This window comes from Paenisporosarcina macmurdoensis (assembly GCF_042658845.1).
Classification (GTDB): Bacteria; Bacillota; Bacilli; order Bacillales_A; family Planococcaceae; genus Paenisporosarcina; species Paenisporosarcina macmurdoensis.
On sequence record NZ_JBHSRI010000018.1, the window covers coordinates 132,507 to 150,650 of the forward strand.

General features: G+C 38.1%; 18 protein-coding genes. 17 read left to right on the forward strand and 1 reads right to left on the reverse strand.

Going from position 1 to position 18,144, the window contains the following annotated elements:
* Window positions 1-224: 224 nt before the first annotated feature.
* Window positions 225-473: a 30S ribosomal protein S20 gene (gene rpsT / locus ACFPYN_RS10380; RefSeq protein WP_377734003.1), complete on the reverse strand. Its 249-nt coding sequence runs from the start codon at window positions 471-473 to the stop codon at window positions 225-227.
* Window positions 474-680: 207 nt separating this feature from the next.
* Between rpsT and gpr the strand changes: the two genes are divergently transcribed.
* The 17 genes from gpr (at window position 681) to ACFPYN_RS10465 (ending at window position 18,144) form a co-directional block, all read left to right on the forward strand.
* Window positions 681-1,730 (forward strand): GPR endopeptidase, encoded by a 1,050-nt coding sequence (gene gpr, locus ACFPYN_RS10385; RefSeq protein ID WP_377734004.1) that lies wholly within the window; start codon window positions 681-683, stop codon window positions 1,728-1,730.
* A 32-nt stretch (window positions 1,731-1,762) separates the two neighbouring features.
* The gene (gene spoIIP / locus ACFPYN_RS10390) at window positions 1,763-2,590 is read left to right on the forward strand and encodes a stage II sporulation protein P (RefSeq protein WP_377734005.1); all 828 of its coding nucleotides are present in this window, start codon (window positions 1,763-1,765) and stop codon (window positions 2,588-2,590) included.
* Window positions 2,591-2,653: 63 nt separating this feature from the next.
* Window positions 2,654-4,477, forward strand: a complete 1,824-nt coding sequence (lepA, locus tag ACFPYN_RS10395; RefSeq protein ID WP_377734006.1) for a translation elongation factor 4 — start codon at window positions 2,654-2,656, stop codon at window positions 4,475-4,477.
* 69 nt (window positions 4,478-4,546) lie between these two features.
* The gene (gene hemW, locus ACFPYN_RS10400; protein ID WP_377734574.1) at window positions 4,547-5,686 is read left to right on the forward strand and encodes a radical SAM family heme chaperone HemW; all 1,140 of its coding nucleotides are present in this window, start codon (window positions 4,547-4,549) and stop codon (window positions 5,684-5,686) included.
* Between the two features lie 93 nt (window positions 5,687-5,779).
* The gene (hrcA, locus tag ACFPYN_RS10405; RefSeq protein ID WP_377734008.1) at window positions 5,780-6,817 is read left to right on the forward strand and encodes a heat-inducible transcriptional repressor HrcA; all 1,038 of its coding nucleotides are present in this window, start codon (window positions 5,780-5,782) and stop codon (window positions 6,815-6,817) included.
* A gap of 13 nt (window positions 6,818-6,830) precedes the next feature.
* Window positions 6,831-7,403, forward strand: a complete 573-nt coding sequence (gene grpE / locus ACFPYN_RS10410; RefSeq protein WP_377734009.1) for a nucleotide exchange factor GrpE — start codon at window positions 6,831-6,833, stop codon at window positions 7,401-7,403.
* Window positions 7,404-7,439: 36 nt separating this feature from the next.
* On the forward strand, window positions 7,440-9,272 hold the full coding sequence (gene dnaK, locus ACFPYN_RS10415; RefSeq protein WP_377734011.1) for a molecular chaperone DnaK: 1,833 nt from the start codon (window positions 7,440-7,442) through the stop codon (window positions 9,270-9,272).
* A 181-nt stretch (window positions 9,273-9,453) separates the two neighbouring features.
* Window positions 9,454-10,569 (forward strand): molecular chaperone DnaJ, encoded by a 1,116-nt coding sequence (dnaJ, locus tag ACFPYN_RS10420; RefSeq protein ID WP_377734013.1) that lies wholly within the window; start codon window positions 9,454-9,456, stop codon window positions 10,567-10,569.
* A gap of 13 nt (window positions 10,570-10,582) precedes the next feature.
* The gene (prmA, locus tag ACFPYN_RS10425; RefSeq protein WP_377734014.1) at window positions 10,583-11,530 is read left to right on the forward strand and encodes a 50S ribosomal protein L11 methyltransferase; all 948 of its coding nucleotides are present in this window, start codon (window positions 10,583-10,585) and stop codon (window positions 11,528-11,530) included.
* Window positions 11,531-11,536: 6 nt separating this feature from the next.
* Complete coding sequence (locus tag ACFPYN_RS10430) at window positions 11,537-12,274, forward strand: 16S rRNA (uracil(1498)-N(3))-methyltransferase (protein WP_377734015.1); 738 nt, start codon at window positions 11,537-11,539, stop codon at window positions 12,272-12,274.
* 183 nt (window positions 12,275-12,457) lie between these two features.
* Window positions 12,458-13,129: a deoxyribose-phosphate aldolase gene (deoC, locus tag ACFPYN_RS10435; protein WP_377734016.1), complete on the forward strand. Its 672-nt coding sequence runs from the start codon at window positions 12,458-12,460 to the stop codon at window positions 13,127-13,129.
* Between the two features lie 101 nt (window positions 13,130-13,230).
* Window positions 13,231-13,404, forward strand: coding sequence for a 30S ribosomal protein S21 (rpsU, locus tag ACFPYN_RS10440; protein ID WP_016426884.1), 174 nt, complete (start codon window positions 13,231-13,233; stop codon window positions 13,402-13,404).
* A gap of 516 nt (window positions 13,405-13,920) precedes the next feature.
* Entirely contained in the window at window positions 13,921-15,243 is a 1,323-nt protein-coding gene (locus tag ACFPYN_RS10445) for an NfeD family protein (RefSeq protein ID WP_377734018.1), read from the forward strand.
* A gap of 2 nt (window positions 15,244-15,245) precedes the next feature.
* The gene (floA, locus tag ACFPYN_RS10450) at window positions 15,246-16,256 is read left to right on the forward strand and encodes a flotillin-like protein FloA (RefSeq protein ID WP_377734019.1); all 1,011 of its coding nucleotides are present in this window, start codon (window positions 15,246-15,248) and stop codon (window positions 16,254-16,256) included.
* 35 nt (window positions 16,257-16,291) lie between these two features.
* Window positions 16,292-16,732: a hypothetical protein gene (locus tag ACFPYN_RS10455; protein ID WP_377734020.1), complete on the forward strand. Its 441-nt coding sequence runs from the start codon at window positions 16,292-16,294 to the stop codon at window positions 16,730-16,732.
* Window positions 16,733-16,783: 51 nt separating this feature from the next.
* A complete protein-coding gene (locus tag ACFPYN_RS10460) occupies window positions 16,784-17,026 on the forward strand; it encodes a hypothetical protein (RefSeq protein ID WP_377734022.1) in 243 nt (80 codons plus the stop codon).
* Window positions 17,026-18,144, forward strand: coding sequence for a sporulation protein YqfD (locus ACFPYN_RS10465; protein WP_377734023.1), 1,119 nt, complete (start codon window positions 17,026-17,028; stop codon window positions 18,142-18,144). Before ACFPYN_RS10460 ends, ACFPYN_RS10465 begins: the two co-directional genes overlap by 1 nt.

Sequence of the window (18,144 nt, forward strand, 5' to 3'; positions counted from 1 at the left end):
TGGCGAATCAGGTCTTTTTTTATTTTGAGTGGGTAGGAATTAGGAGGAAATTGGATAGTTGCGACAATAATGATGAAAGTTGCGACAATATCGGAAGAAGTTGCGATGATAACGAGGATAGTTGCGACGATATCCAAGAAAGTTGCGACGATATCGAAAAAACCTTCCGATTAGTACATATAAAAAAGACTGGATTCGAATTTCGAATCCAGTCTTTCATATATTTAAGCTTTTTTCATTAACTGTGACTTTTTACGAGCCGCAGTGTTTTTATGCATTAATCCTTTAGAAGCTGCTTTATCTACTTGCTTGATAGCAGTAAGGATAAGGTCTTTTGCGTTTTCTTCATTGTTAAGAGAAGCAGATTCAGCTTTCTTAACTGCTGTACGCATTGCAGATTTTGTGTGAGAGTTTTGTGCGTGAGCAGAAGCATTCGTTTTTACACGTTTGATTGCAGATTTGATGTTTGGCATGTTCTTCACCTCCTAAAAAAGGTCCGAGATACGTAGATTCTCGAGTTGAAACTTTGCGCAATTAATTAGCGCTGTTTGCTATAAGTATTAGATAATATTCTCAATACAACAAGCATTATAATATCAAATCAAAAGTTAAATTGCAATAGATTAACGCAAAGAATATTTACTTGACACCTTGGGCAAACTTTTTTTGAGGTGATATGGATGGATAAATTAAATTTAATGCGTACAGATTTAATAGATGAAGCAACCGAAGTGGTTCAACATCGAACAGAAAAAGAGAAAGATACTTTATATGAATCACCAGGAATTCAAATGAATGAAGAGCGTAAAGGGAGAGTGATTATAACGCATATCGAAACAGATGCCAGTGGTGCTGAAACAATCGGCAAAAAGGAAGGAACGTATATAACGTTATCTGTGCCCACGTTGACAGCAGAAGACGCCGATGGATTTGAGCAACTTGAACAACAATTTATTTTATCATTGCACGATATTCATCATCAGTTACATTTAACTCCACAGTCAAAAGTTCTAATTATTGGTTTGGGAAATCGTACTATTACGCCGGATGCAATCGGCCCGCTTGCTATTGATCGTTTCCATGAAGAGATGTTTTCATTACCATTTGAACATGGTCAAGTTGTTTTTTATGCACCTGGTGTTACTGGTCAGACCGGTTTAGAAACGGGTGAATTTGTAAAAGCGATTGCCGATAAAGTAAAACCCGATTTAATACTGGTCATTGATGCGTTAGCTGCACGGAATCAAGATCGTTTATGTAAAACCATTCAACTCACAAATACAGGGATACACCCAGGTTCAGGCGTAGGAAATGCCCGTAATGAGATATCATTCGAATCTCTAGGTGTTCCAGTAACAGCAATTGGAGTGCCGATGGTTGTCGATGCTCCAGTACTTGTGGTAGATGCAATCGAAACTGTGTTTAAAGTTATTTCTAGCCAAATTGGGGAAGCGACTAAACCATCATCCGCTTTATCAGTGGGATCTTGGTTAAGAAGTACAGAGGCGCCGATTAATGTAGAGGCGATTAAGCCGATTTTTGGTGAATGGTCAGGGTGGTCATCTGAAGAAATACGTGCTTTATTACAAGAGGTATTACCGCCTCATCATCAACAATTATTTGTAACGCCAAAAGAAACAGATACTTGGGTGACTAGACATGCTGACATGATTCAGTCGGGTGTTACGAAATGGTTGCAAGACGATGTTTTTAGTTCTATCTCTCCTTAATCCTACGTACGTTGTAGGAGGAGGGGTGAAGAATGCGCAAAACAATGCAGAAGGTCATGAGTTTCTATCTTTTTTTATTTTTACTACCTATATTGCTAATTAAACTCCCTATGCTCGCGTTTGGAGTAGATGCACCGAAACAAGTTGAAACACAACCAGTAGCATACGCTGCAAATGTGACCAAAGAAATAACCAAAGAAATACCTGTCGTGGAAGAAACGTCGCCGTTAAACGTTTTATTATTATTCACGCATTCTCATGAAGCTTATCATCCCATTGTTAAAGGGGTAATTGGAGTAAATACCAATTATGACCCGTCAACGAATGTTACAGACATAAGTGATTTGGTTACTCATCACTTACAGTTAAATAATGCACAAGTTGACGTTCTGCCATACGATAATATGAAAGAAATGAAAGTGACAAATCGACCCTTTTATCAAGCGTATGCAGCGATACGCCCAATCTTACAACAACAAATAAATGCTAAATCATATGATCTAGTTCTAGATATCCATCGAGATTCTGCCAACCATAAAGTAACATCACTTAAGTCGAATAATGAGTCTTTCGCGCGAATTGCATTAGTAGTTGGTACTGAACATGCAAACTATAAGTTAAATGAGGCGTATGCAAAAGCACTATCGGTAGAAGTGAATCGACTAGTACCGAATATGTCTCGTGGTGTCATGAAAAAGACCAAGGATGATGGCAATGGCATCTATAATCAAGACTTGTCACCAAAGTCAATTTTAATTGAATTAGGTGGAATTGAAAATACAGAAGAAGAAATCAATCGGACCCTTGCGGTAATCGCAAAAGCGATTTCAATCGTATTTGAAAATAACACTGCAACCTAACATTGAAGTAAAGCGTGTTCACTGCTATAATTTTAAGTAGTTTAATTAGGAGTGGACATACGCATGAATCGAGAAGAACGCAATAAACGCCAACAAAATATTAGAAACTTTTCAATTATCGCCCATATCGATCACGGTAAATCAACATTAGCCGATCGAATTTTAGAACAAACGAAAGCATTGACTTCAAGAGAAATGAAAGCACAACTTCTCGATTCAATGGATTTAGAACGTGAACGTGGAATTACGATTAAATTAAATGCTGTACAATTGAACTATCGAGCGAAAGATGGCGAAGATTATACCTTACATTTAATTGATACACCTGGACATGTCGATTTCACATATGAAGTATCTAGAAGTTTGGCCGCTTGTGAAGGCGCTATTCTGGTAGTTGACGCTGCACAAGGTATCGAAGCACAAACACTAGCTAACGTTTATTTAGCTTTAGATAATGAGCTAGAAATCCTGCCTGTCATTAATAAAATTGATTTACCTGCTGCTGATCCAGAACGTGTACGCGCTGAAATTGAAGAAGTGATTGGTCTTGATGCTTCTGAAGCAGTACTTGCATCTGCAAAATCTGGTATCGGTATTGAAGAAATATTAGAGCAAATCGTAGCTAAAGTACCTGCACCTACTGGGGATCCTGAAGCACCATTAAAAGCACTTATTTTCGATTCGCTTTATGATCCTTACCGTGGTGTAGTCGCATATATCCGTGTAATGGAAGGAACAGTTCGTCCAGGAGATAAAGTTCTGATGATGGCAACTGGAAAAGAATTTGAAGTAGTTGAAGCGGGTGTGTTTACACCTAAAGCCACTCTTCGTGACGAATTAACAGTAGGTGACGTAGGGTTTTTAACTGCGGCAATTAAAACTGTTGGTGATACGCGAGTTGGGGATACCATTACTGGTGCTGCAAATCCTGCAACAGAATCTTTACCAGGTTATCGACGATTGAACCCGATGGTCTATTGTGGACTTTATCCAATTGATAATACGAAATACAATGATTTACGTGATGCACTTGAGAAACTTGAATTAAATGATGCTGCGCTTCAATTTGAGCCAGAATCTTCTCAAGCACTTGGCTTTGGTTACCGATGTGGTTTCTTAGGATTACTTCATATGGAAATTATCCAAGAACGTCTTGAACGTGAATTTAACATTGACTTAATTACCACTGCACCAAGTGTTATTTACGATGTTCATATGACCGACGGCACTGTTAAAAAAGTGGACAACCCTTCTATGATGCCGGATCCACAAAAAATCGATCGAATTGAAGAACCTTATGTTAAAGCAACAGTTATGGTACCTAATGACTTCGTAGGTGTTGTAATGGAACTTTGTCAAAAGAAACGTGGGAACTTCATGAACATGGATTATTTGGACAAAACACGTGTTAGCATCATTTATGAAATTCCGCTTTCTGAAGTAGTCTATGATTTCTTTGATCAATTGAAGTCAGGTACCAAAGGGTATGCTTCATTTGACTATGAGTTAATTGGTTATAAACCGTCTAAACTAGTGAAGATGGATATATTATTGAATGCAGAGCAAGTCGATGCATTAAGCTTTATCGTGCATAATGAATTTGCGTATGAGCGTGGAAAAATTATTGTTGAGAAATTAAAGAAATTAATTCCAAGACAACAGTTTGAAGTGCCAATCCAAGCAGCGATTGGGCAAAAAATTGTCGCACGTTCTACAATTAGTGCCATTCGTAAAAACGTACTTGCTAAATGTTACGGAGGAGATATTTCACGTAAACGTAAACTTCTTGATAAGCAAAAAGAAGGTAAGAAACGTATGAAACAAGTAGGCTCAGTCGAAGTTCCTCAAGAAGCATTTATGGCTGTTTTGAAAATGGACGAAGATTGATCATATATTTGAAGTAAAGGGGGCTGCTAGTTGGCCCCTTTTTTCTATAAGGAAGAAGGAATGAAACCTATGATTAAAGGAGCTTATATTCACATTCCTTTTTGTCATCAAATTTGTCATTACTGCGATTTCAATAAAGTGTTCTTTAAAAATCAACCAGTGGACGAGTATATTGAAACGCTAGGAATAGAAATGGAAATGTTTGTAGAAAAGTATCGTGATCAATTACATATTGAAACTATTTTTTTAGGTGGAGGTACACCTACTGCACTAAGTGCTCCACAATTGCAGCGTTTATTTGAACTTATTAAGCAACATCTTCCTCAAACTCACCTTCAAGAATTCACGAGCGAAGCAAATCCTGACGAGTTAACCTATGACAAATTAGTGGTGATGAAAAATAATGGAATCAATCGCTTAAGTTTAGGTGTTCAAAGTTTTGACGAGGATATTTTAAAGCGTTTAGGACGTACTCATTCAAATGAACATGTTTACCACACCATTCAAATGGCAAAAGATATAGGCTTTACGAATATTAGCATCGATTTAATGTATGGATTGCCAGGTCAAACGATGGAACAGTGGAAACATACATTAGAAAAAGCCCTTGAACTAAATTTGCCACATTACTCCGCCTATTCATTAATTGTCGAGCCGAAAACGGTTTTTTATAATTTAATGACGAAGGGTAAATTGATTTTGCCTGGAGAAGATTTAGAAGCCGATATGTATGAAGTATTAATGACGGCAATGGAATCTAAAGGGATTCATCAATACGAAATCAGTAATTTTGCACAGCCAGGATTGCATTCAATGCACAATAACTTGTATTGGGATAATGTTTCATATGCAGGATTTGGTGCCGGTGCTCACGGCTACGCGAAAGGCAATCGTTATGCAAATATTGGACCAATCAAAAAATATATGGATGCAGTCACAGCTGGCGAATTCCCAATCAATTCAAGTCATGAAGTTACAGCAACGGAAAGCATGGAAGAAGAAATGTTCTTAGGCTTGCGTAAAGTAGCTGGAGTGAATAAGAAACAGTTTGCAGAAAAATTTGGTGTATCTCTAGAAGATGTCTATGGACAAGTACTTTCAAAGTATATGGAAACCGGTTCAATTCACAGTAACGAAGATGCAGTCGCCTTAACAAAAAGAGGTAGATTTATTGGCAATGAAATTTTTCAATCTTTTTTAATTGATTAGCCAATCGTATTCGTTGACTTTTGCCCATGGATTTGATAATTTATGTATAGTATTAGCACTCGCAAGTGATGAGTGCTAACAGAGGTGATAAACTTGTTAACGAATCGACAATTGCTTATTCTACAAGTAACAGTAGATGATTTTATTCAAACTGCTCAGCCTGTGGGGTCACGACAACTTTCTAAAAAAGTGGAAGTTCCATTTAGTCCCGCTACTATTCGTAATGAAATGGCTGATTTAGAAGAAATGGGTTATTTGGAAAAAACGCATACGTCGTCAGGTCGAATTCCGTCTGAAAAAGGATATCGATTTTATGTTGATCATTTATTAACGCCTCAACTTGCATCATCCGATGACATGCTACAAATTCAATCTGTATTCCAAGAACGCATTACAGAGACCGAACAAGTAATTCAAAAAACGGCCATGATTTTGTCCGATTTAACGAGTTATACGTCGATTTTGCTTGGACCAGATGTTCGTAAGCATCGAGTCAAACGATTTTCGATTGTTCCATTGTCGAATGATTCGGCAGTAGCCATCATTATTACTGATTCTGGACATGTTGAAAATCGATTGTTTGAATTACCACAAGGATTAACAGCATCAGATATTGAAAAAATGGTTAATATTTTAAATGAACAGCTGACCGGTGTTCACTTGCATGAACTTCAACGTGCTCTTGAAAAAGAAACGGCCGCTTTACTAAAGCAGCATATTGGTCGTTACGGCGAACTCATGTCTTCATTTGGGGCAGCAATCTCAAGTCCTCAAGAAGAAAAAGTATTCTATGGCGGCAAATCCAAATTACTTCATCATCCGGAGTTTAAAGACTTGCAAAAAGCACGTAGTTTAATCACGATGATGGATCAAGCAAACCAAATATCAACGTTGTTTTCACCGAACCAAGCGGGTATTCATATTCGCATAGGTTCTGAAAATACCTTATTGGCAATGGAAGACTGTAGTGTTATAACAGCATCCTATACCATAGGGGAAGAACAAATGGGTTCAATTGCAATTATTGGACCTACAAGAATGGATTATCGACGAGTAGTCACTTTATTAGATTTAATGAGTGGCGATTTGTCTCGTGAGTTAACACGGATTCTGCGTGGTTCACGATCATAAGGAGGAATTAAATTTGTCACAATCTGAAGAAAAAGAAACAGTTTTAAACACTGAGAATCAGCAAACTGCAACACTTACTGAGGAACAAGATAGCTCTTCTATTGAAGAAATTAGTCAAGAAGCAGGCACAGAAGAACCTAATGAGCTTGAATTACTTCAACAACAATTAGATGAAGAAACAAACCGTCATTTACGCTTACGTGCTGACTATGAGAACTTTAAACGTAGAGTGCACTTAGATCGTGAAGCGGCTGATAAATATAAAGCACAAAATTTGCTTTCAAATTTGTTGCCAGTACTTGATAATTTCGAGCGTGCTATGCAAGTTGAAACGGAGTCTGAAGAGTCACAATCTCTTCGTAAAGGCTTAGAAATGGTTTACAAAACACTTATAGAAGCAACTGAAAGAGAAGGCTTGCAAGTGATTGAAGCAAGTGATGTAGCATTCGATCCGAATCTTCATCAAGCAGTTATGACTGAAACTGATGACTCTAAAGAATTGGGTATGGTTTTACAAGAGCTTCAAAAAGGGTACAAATACAAAAATCGTGTGCTTCGACCAACAATGGTAAAAGTAAACGAATAACATAAACTTTCAAACATATTAGGAGGAAATTATAGAATGAGTAAAATTATCGGTATTGACTTAGGAACAACAAATTCATGTGTAGCAGTTCTTGAAGGTGGAGAACCAAAAGTAATTCCAAATCCTGAAGGTAACCGTACAACACCATCTGTTGTAGCGTTTAAAAATGGCGAACGCCAAGTAGGGGAAGTTGCTAAGCGTCAATCAATTACGAACCCTAACACAATTCAATCAGTTAAACGTCATATGGGTACAGACCATAAAGTAAAAGCTGAAGATAAAGAATACACACCACAAGAAGTTTCAGCTATGATTCTTCAATACTTAAAAGGCTACGCTGAAGATTATTTAGGCGAAAAAGTAACAAGAGCTGTTATTACTGTTCCTGCTTACTTCAACGATGCTGAACGTCAAGCAACAAAAGACGCTGGACGTATCGCTGGTCTTGAAGTTGAACGTATCATCAACGAACCAACAGCTGCTGCACTTGCATACGGCTTAGACAAAATGGATCAAGACCAAACAATTTTAGTTTATGACCTTGGTGGCGGTACATTTGACGTGTCAATTTTAGAACTTGGTGATGGTGTATTTGAAGTTAAATCAACTGCCGGCGATAACCGTCTTGGTGGAGATGACTTTGACCAATTACTAATGGATTATTTAGTTGCTGAATTCAAAAAAGATAACGGTATTGATTTATCTAAAGATAAAATGGCGATGCAACGTTTGAAAGATGCTGCTGAAAAAGCGAAAAAAGATCTTTCAGGTGTAACTTCTACTCAAGTTTCATTACCATTTATCACTGCTGGTGAATCAGGTCCCCTTCACTTAGAAATTACATTAAGCCGCACGAAATTTGATGAATTAACGGCTTCATTAGTTGAACGTACAATGGTACCTACACGTCAAGCATTGAAAGATGCAGCGTTAACACCTGCACAAATCGACAAAGTTATTTTAGTTGGTGGATCTACACGTATCCCAGCTGTACAAGAAGCAATTAAAAAAGAAACAGGAAAAGACCCACATCGTGGCGTTAACCCTGATGAAGTAGTAGCAATGGGCGCAGCAGTACAAGGTGGCGTATTAACTGGAGATGTTAAAGATGTTGTTCTTCTTGACGTAACTCCACTGTCACTTGGTATTGAAACAATGGGTAACGTGTTTACGAAGCTAATTGAACGTAACACAACAATTCCAACGTCTAAATCTCAAACATTCTCGACAGCTGCAGATAACCAACCAGCAGTAGACATTCACGTTCTTCAAGGTGAACGCCCAATGTCAGCAGATAACAAAACATTAGGTCGCTTCCAATTAGCGGATATCCCACCAGCACAACGTGGCGTTCCTCAAATTGAAGTAACATTTGATATTGATAAAAACGGTATTGTAACTGTTAAAGCAAAAGATTTAGGTACTCAAAAAGAACAAAACATCACGATTCAATCAAACACAGCTTTAACTGACGAAGAAATTGATCGTATGGTAAAAGAAGCAGAAGCTAACGCGGACGCTGACAAAACTCGTAAAGAAGAAGCTGAATTGAAAAACGAAGCTGATCAAATGGTCTTCATGACTGAAAAAACGTTAAAAGATCTTGAAGGCAAAGTTACTGAAGAAGAGCAAAAAGAAGCTGAAGATGCTAAAGCTGAATTATCAGCAGCACTTGAAGCAGGTAACTTAGAAGACATTCGTACGAAAAAAGACAAATTAAACGAAATCGTTCAAGCATTGACAATGAAAATGTATGAACAAGCAGCAGCTGATGCTCAGGCAGCAGAAGGCGCTGAAGGTTCTAAAACAGATGACGGAGTCGTAGACGCTGAGTTTGAAGAAGTTAACGACGAAGAAGTTAAAAAGTAATTTTTGACTAAGACAACCGAAAAGTCAAAGCCTGGATTTCCAGCTTTGGCTTTTTCAATGTCTTTGGCATTGGAGATAACTGCGTGTTACAATATGACGTATCGTGAATTTAATGTGACCCAAATGGTTGCGACTAATCTAGTCAGCAACTAAAGTGAAAGTTTGAGCAGGAGTGTGACGGATGAATAAAAGAGATTATTATGAGGTACTTGGACTAACGAAAAGTGCTTCCAAAGAAGAGATAAAAAAAGCATATAGAAAATTGTCAAAACAATTCCATCCTGATATTAACAAAGAAGCGGATGCAGTTGATAAGTTTAAAGAAATCGCAGAAGCATATGAAATCTTAAGTGACGATCAAAAGAAATCACAATATGATCAATATGGTCACGCGAATCCTAATCAAGGATTTGGCGGCGGTGGAGCAGATGGTTTCGGATTTGATGATATCTTTAGTTCATTCTTTGGTGGTGGAGGTTCTCGACGACGTGATCCAAATGCACCGCGTAAAGGAGAAGACCTTCAATATTCAATGACGATCGAATTTGACGATGCTGTTTTTGGTAAAGAAACAGAAATCGAAATTCCGAGAGATGAAACATGCGAAACATGTAAAGGAAATGGCGCTAAACCTGGTACTACTCCTGAAACTTGTCACCACTGTCAAGGGACGGGACAACTGAACGTTACTCAAGATACTCCGTTTGGCCGTATGGTTAATCGCCGTGCGTGTCATCACTGCCAAGGTTCAGGAAAACTGATCAAAGACAAATGTGTGACTTGTCATGGTAAAGGTAAAATCAATAAACGTAAAAAAATCAAAGTTACGATTCCTGCAGGTGTAGATGACGGACAACAATTACGCGTCACAGGACAAGGTGAACCAGGTAAAAATGGTGGCCCTGCTGGTGACTTATATGTCGTATTCCGTGTAAAACCACATGCTCGATTTGAACGTGATGGAGATGACATTTATTTCGAATTGAAATTAACATTCCCACAAGCATCTTTAGGTGATGAACTCGAAGTACCTACTGTGAGTGGTAAAGTAAAATTAAAAATTCCAGCTGGTACTCAGTCTGGTACGACTTTCCGATTAAAAGGAAAAGGCGTGAAAAATGTTCATGGTTATGGCATTGGTGATCAACATGTAGTAGTGAAAGTTATGACACCAGCTAAACTTACTGAAAAACAAAAACAACTACTCCGTGATTTTGCTGAAATAAGTGGCGATATTCCGGAAGAACAAAGTAGTTCGTTGTTTGATAAAATTAAACGCACAATTAAAGGTGATTAAGGGGTTGACGCAGGTGAAATGGTCAGAGCTATCTATTCATACGACACATGAAGCAGTTGAAGCAATTTCGAATATTTTGCATGAAGCAGGAGCGAGTGGCGTTGTTATTGAGGATTCAATGGAATTTGCACGGGAACGTCAAGACATGTTCGGTGAAATTTATGCATTAGATCCAAATGATTTCCCAGCAAAAGGAGTTATTCTAAAAGCTTATTTACCTGTTTCTAGCTTCTTAGGAGAAACTGTGGAAGAAGTGAAGCTCGCGATCAAAAACCTTAGCACCTATGGTATCAACGTTGGCGAAAATGAAGTTGCGATTAGTGAAGTCAACGAAGAAGACTGGGCGACTGCATGGAAAAAATACTATCACCCAGTAAAAATTTCAGAACGCTTTACAATCGTACCTACTTGGGAAACGTATGAACCAGTTTCGACCGATGAGCTCATCATTGAACTGGATCCAGGGATGGCGTTTGGTACGGGTACTCATCCTACAACGGTGATGTGTTTACAAGCGCTTGAAAAGACAGTTAAATCAGGAGACTACGTAACTGATGTAGGTACTGGATCTGGCGTGTTAGCTATTGGTGCAGCGTTACTTGGGGCTAAACATGTGCATGCATTAGATTTAGACGAAGTAGCTGTGCGTTCTGCAAAAATTAATGTCAAACTAAATAATGTTGAGCATATTGCCGATGTTGTTCATGGCAACTTGCTAGATAATGTGGAGCAAGAATCGGACGTTGTTGTTGCAAACATATTAGCTGAAATTATAATGTCATTTACAGATGATGCATTCCAAATTGTTAAAGAAGGCGGAATGTTTATCACTTCTGGCATCATTGGAGCTAAAAAAGAAGATGTTAAACAGTCACTTGAAACTGCTGGATTTATCATAGTAGAAGTTATGATGATGGAAGACTGGGTTACGATACTTTCAATGAAGCCTTTAAAGGAATAAATAGGTATGCAAAGATATTTTATTCCCCAACCATTTAATGATGGGATTTCAGTAATTTCAGGTGATGACGCGAAACATATTCAAAAAGTGATGCGCATGCAAGTAGGCAATACCATAATTGCAGTGTCAGAAGGTCAAGCATTTGAAGCGAATATTGAGGCATTTGAAGGCCAAGATGTACGGATTAAAAAATCATCAGAGCCTTTACGTTCAAATGAATTACCGAAAAAAGTCACCATTTGTTGTGGATTGCCAAAAGGTGAAAAACTAGACTTGATTACGCAAAAAGCGACAGAACTTGGAATGTATGAACTGATTCTCTTTGAAGCTGAACGGTCCATTGTAAAATGGGATGCACAAAAAGGTAGTAAAAAACAACAGCGCTTGCAAAAAATAGCTAAAGAAGCTGCAGAGCAATCACATCGAAATGTGGTACCAAACATACACGATATTTTGTCGTTCAAAGAGCTCCTACAGCAGTCAAAAAAATACGATGTATTGTTTGTGGCTGATGAAGAAGATGCAAAACAAGAGAAAAGAACTCGTTTTGTAGACATGTTAGCGAAAACACATGATCAACAATCCATACTTGTCGTATTCGGACCCGAAGGTGGGTTATCAAGAAAAGAAATAGACGCACTTATGAAGCATGGTTTTCATTCGATTTCTTTAGGGCCACGTATACTAAGAGCTGAGACAGCACCACTCTATGTGCTCTCTGCGATGTCTTATGAATTTGAATAACAGTGCCTTTGAATAATCCAATCCAAATGTAGGTAGGCTTAAAATGGATTGAGTGATCAAACTACAAGTCGTAAAGAGAAATCAATCCAGTGCATTCTAGTGCACTGGATTTTTTTAATGAAAAGAAACTTGAATCATGGTAAAATAAAGAGGTACGGACAACTTCCGAAAGGGTGAACCCATTTGACTACAAATATTGCGTCAATGATCGATCATACATTATTAAAACAAGATGCTACAAAAGAGCAAGTTAAAAAATTATGTGCAGAAGCGAAAGAATATACATTTGCATCTGTCTGTGTAAACCCAACTTGGGTAAAGATTTCTGCTGAACTTTTAACAGGCACTCCTGTAAAAGTATGTACAGTTATTGGTTTCCCTTTGGGTGCATCTACACCTGAGACAAAAGCATTTGAAACGACAGATGCCATCAACAATGGCGCTGGGGAAATCGATATGGTTTTAAACGTAGGGGCTTTGAAGTCACAAGACCTTGAATTAGTTAAACGCGACATCGAATCAGTGGTAAATGCAGCAAAAGGAAAAGCAATCGTAAAAGTAATTTTAGAAACTTGTTTGTTATCAAAAGAAGAAATTAAAGTTGCAAGTCAACTTTCTAAAGATGCTGGAGCAGATTTTGTTAAAACATCAACTGGTTTCTCTACAGGTGGAGCTACATTTGAAGACGTAGCATTAATGCGCGAAGTAGTAGGACCAGACTTAGGTGTGAAAGCATCTGGTGGCGTTCGTAGTTTAGAAGACGTTCAAAAAATGATCGAAGCGGGTGCTACTAGAATTGGTGCAAGCTCTGGCGTTCAAATCATGCAAGGCTTAACTTCTAATTCAGACTATTAATTAATGATTATGTATTGACCTTAATGATATGATACGATATAATTTTGGAGTACATAACACTAGGTTATGTATGACGTGTGTTCGGAGGGAGGGAAAAAGAGATGTCAAAAACTGTCGTTCGCAAAAACGAATCGCTTGAAGATGCTCTTCGCCGCTTCAAACGTACTGTTTCTAAAAGTGGAACAATACAAGAGGTAAGAAAACGCGAGTTTTATGAAAAACCAAGTGTTAAGCGTAAAAAGAAATCAGAAGCAGCGCGTAAGCGTAAATTCTAATTTAATAACTTTACGTTGCTTGAATCGCGATTTTCATGGTAACCAAGCGTAAGCGTAACAAGAAATCAGAAGATGCGCGTAAACGTTAGTGATCAATTCCTTTAATCCCTACGTTCATAACACGTACTACTTGATGACTAAAGTAAGTTAATATGTAAGCCAAGAAATCTTTTGATTTCTTGGCTTATTTTATTTTGTCTTGAAATCAAGTTAAATTCGAAAATCTGCTCGAATGGCCAGGAATTCAAGTTGAGTGGACGAAAACTAAGGTTGGGCGGACAGCAAACCAATGCATGTGGACAAAAAGTCCATGTGAATAGACGCAACTCAATCATTAAATCATCGTTCTAATTTTCGCAGCTTTTCCGCTGTCCTCTTCTTTTCTACTCATCGCACTACGCTTTCTTCTCTAATCGCCAATAATCATTTATATTTTAAATTATTATGAAACTTTTTATCTAGTCATCCGTACATACTAAGGGAAGCCGATTTGTCACATAGATAAGGAGGATCGTTATGAAGTGGACACGGGTTATAAGTGGATATCTATTACTTTTAATTTCTGTTCTATTAATTTTGCCTAGCTTGCCCGTTAGCGCATCAGAAGTTTACCGTATTCCAATAAAAGATGAAGTCGAAAAAGGCTTATACGCATTCTTGCAACGAGCTTTTGAAGAAGCAGAAGAAGCGGGTGCAGAGGTCGTTATATTAGATATAGACACACCTGGTGGGTTTGTAGATACTGCTGGTGATATTGCGAAGTTAATGGATGAAACTCCATTAAAAACGATTGCTTTCATTAATAGTGATGCATTATCAGCGGGTGCTTTTATAGCCTTACATGCCGATGAAATTTACATGGTGCCAAGTGGACGTATTGGTGCAGCGGCAGTTATTGACGGTGCAGGAAATGCGGCTGAGGATAAAGCGGTAAGCGCATGGTCAGCTGCGATGATAACGGCAGCGGAGTCTTCTAATCGAGATCCTCAGTATGCCCTTGCCATGGCCGATAAATCAGTTGATTTACCTGAATATCGTGCGCCAGAGGGGAAACTCTTAACATTGTCAGCGAATGAAGCGGAAAAAGTGAAATATTCAGAGGGAACTGTGGCTTCTTTCGAAGAATTAATTTCGACATTAGATCTTTCCGAGGCGACGGTCACTTCATTAAATGAAACACTTGCAGAAAAAGTGGCTCGTTTTGTGACCAATCCAATTATCGTTCCTATTCTATTGTCAATTGCGAGTTTAGGACTGATTGTTGAGTTATATTCACCAGGTTTCGGAATAGCAGGAACCATGGGATTATCCGCTATGGGATTATTCTTCTTCGGACATTTGGTTGCAGGCTTGGCTGGTTATGAATCGATCATTCTCTTTATCATCGGTGTGGCGTTTATTATAGCCGAACTTTTCCTTCCAGGAGCAATTGCGGGTATAATAGGTTTAGCATTAATTATTGGTAGTATACTTCTTGCGGGAGGCAATGTGGTTCACATGGGAATCTCCGTGTTAATCGCGTTATTCGTCGCAATTGTAGGAATGGTGATTATCGTGAAATTCTTTGGAAAGAATATGAAGTTCTTTAACAAGATTATTTTGAAGGATGCGACAGATACAGAGCATGGCTATGTATCCAACATCAACCGTTACGAATTAATAGGCAGAATAGCGGTAAGCATGACACCTCTTCGTCCTTCGGGAACGATTATGTTAGATGGTGAACGAATTGATGCAGTCACTGAAGGTGGCTATGTTGATTCTAATAAAGCAGTAAAAATTATTAAAGTTGAAGGCTCTCGTACTGTGGTACGTGAGGTCAAAGAAGGGGAGGAATAAACATGATTGAAGGAATTACAGCAGGCACAGTCGGTATTGTAGTGGCCATTATTGCCGCATTTATTCTTTTGTCGATTTTCTTAACGTTTGTACCAATCGCGTTATGGATTTCTGCAATTGCAGCTGGAGTAAAAATAAGCATATTAACATTAGTGGGGATGAGACTACGTCGAGTTATTCCATCTCGTATCGTAAATCCATTAATAAAAGCACATAAAGCAGGAATTACTGTTACAAATAATCAACTGGAAAGCCATTACTTAGCTGGTGGTAATGTTGACCGAGTTGTAAACGCTTTGATTGCAGCTCATAGAGCGAACATCGAATTACCATTTGAACGTGCCGCTGCGATTGACTTAGCTGGTCGTGACGTATTAGAAGCTGTTCAAATGTCAGTAAATCCGAAAGTAATTGAAACACCATTTATAGCAGGTGTAGCAATGGATGGTATTGAAGTGAAAGCAAAAGCACGTATTACTGTTCGAGCGAACATTGATCGTTTAGTAGGTGGTGCTGGTGAAGAAACAATCGTAGCCCGCGTAGGTGAAGGGATTGTTTCGACAATCGGTTCTAGTATTAACCATAAAAAAGTGCTTGAAAATCCAGACATGATTTCTCAAACTGTTTTATCTAAGGGTCTTGACTCAGGTACTGCATTTGAAATCTTATCCATCGACATCGCGGATGTGGATATAGGTAAAAATATTGGTGCAGAACTTCAAACAGAGCAAGCTGAAGCTGACAAAAAGATTGCACAAGCAAAAGCTGAAGAACGTAGAGCAATGGCAGTTGCAACTGAACAAGAAATGATTGCTAAAGTTCAAGAAATGCGTGCAAAAGTTGTAGGTGCTGAAGCTGAAATTCCACTTGCAATGGCCGAAGCATTACGTGAAGGAAATATCGGTGTAATGGACTATATGAATTACAAAAATCTACAAGCTGATACAAGTATGCGTGATTCAATCAGTAAAATCGGTGGCGAAAAATCAAAAAATGATCTAACTAAAGATTAATCCTGATTAGGTAGCCCTTGAAGGAGGAATTTAAAGTGGAAGTTATAATTTTTGCGATTATTGCATTTATCATTAGTGCGATTTCTAAACGTAAAAATCCGAATGATGGTGGCGACAAAACGAAGCCTTTCATGCCAAATCAGCCTAATCAACGACCTGCAAAAAAACTCGAAGATTACGCAAAGGAAATTTACGGAGATGTGCAAAAACAAATTTCTGATAGACAGGCTCGAACACAATCAAAACCTGATGTGATAAGTCAAATGGAGCAAGTCAAAGCTTTACCGTCAAAACAGCAGTTGAAAGATGAACAACGAGCTGCTAGACGTCCAGGAAGACTCTCAACACATCAGTCAAGTGATGTTGTTCGTATTTCGGCATCGGATCAGGACTCGCTTGTGCCAACGACTCAGAACCAATTGCGTCAGGCGATTATTTTCTCTGAGCTCTTAGCACCGCCAAAATCTAAACGATAACTCATGACCTCCTCACTATCAGCATATGCTGATGGTAAGGAGGTCTTTTATTTGTTAAACAATCATCTTCAATTGACTCCATTTATACATATTGACAACTTTGATAACATTCGTGTTAATGGACCTTTTGAATTAATCCTTTTAAGTCCTCATTCATGTCAACTAAGTGGAAATGGATATACGCTGACAATTGAATCTACTGACACGACTATTAACTCCATGAATGTAGAAGAAATTACGATAAAGGTCCGAGACTTGATAAGACTTGAGCTGCGGAAAATGGATATGGTCTAATGGCAATGAACAGTCGGAAAATCACTTGCCATATGAAGACTCACGAGCACCTATATCCATTTATTCATGCATTAAAAGATAATGGAGTTTACATAATAAAATTATCTCCTAATAAAACAGGTGCCACGTTTACCATCTATGAAAAAGATTTAGCCATCGTTCGGCGGATACGGAAAAAATATAAGTTACCTATTCACTTTACGAGGCCGGATGCAAACCACATCATCCATTTTCATTGGAGCATGCTTTTGGGTTTGCTAGGATTTATCATTATTCCTTATATATGTTCCTTATTTTTGTGGCAAATTTCCATTGATGATCTCTCGGATGAAAGAAAAGTTAGACTGGAACAAGAATTACATGATTTAAAAGTAGATGAAAGAAAAATGTTAACTAGTCTTGTTAGTGATGCTGATATTAGACAAGTGCTGCTAGCGAATAATCATGATCTTTCATGGATTCATATTAAAAGGACTGGCTCTAAAATGAATATTACTTCTGTGCCAGCTCCTATCGTCATTCGAGAAAAAATCGATAATCAGGTACCTTCAAATTTAGTCGCGTTACGAAGAGGTGTCATTACACATTATGATCTTCGCTCAGGTGAGCGTTTAGTGCCACTTAATCAGACTGTGAAAAATGGAGATATGCTTGTAACTGGAGTTTTGAAACAAGGAAAAAAATATTTACTTGTCGGTGCAGAAGGTCAAGTGTTTGCTGATTTTTGGCTCGAAACTTCTTTTGAAATACCAACGAAAATTGTCTATGACAAATTTATATCGAAACAAGTGAAAATATTTCAAGTTCAATCACCATGGAAAAAGTTCAAGAAAGAACCAAGCAAAGATCATCTAGTCAAGTTAATCCAAAGTGTTTTTGAAATTGAGCATCACACGATTGTAGAAAAATCTACAGTGACCGTAAATGAACAATGGATTAAAGAAGCGTTTTTGCCAATGTTAAGAATGAGAACAGCTTCCAGTCTGTCTCCAAAAGGGAAGATTAAGGATGAAAAGATTTTACACATGACGTGGTCAAATGATACAGTAAAAGGGAAAGTATTGTATTACATGAATGACAACATCGCAGGCAAAAGACCGATTCATCAAGGAGACTGA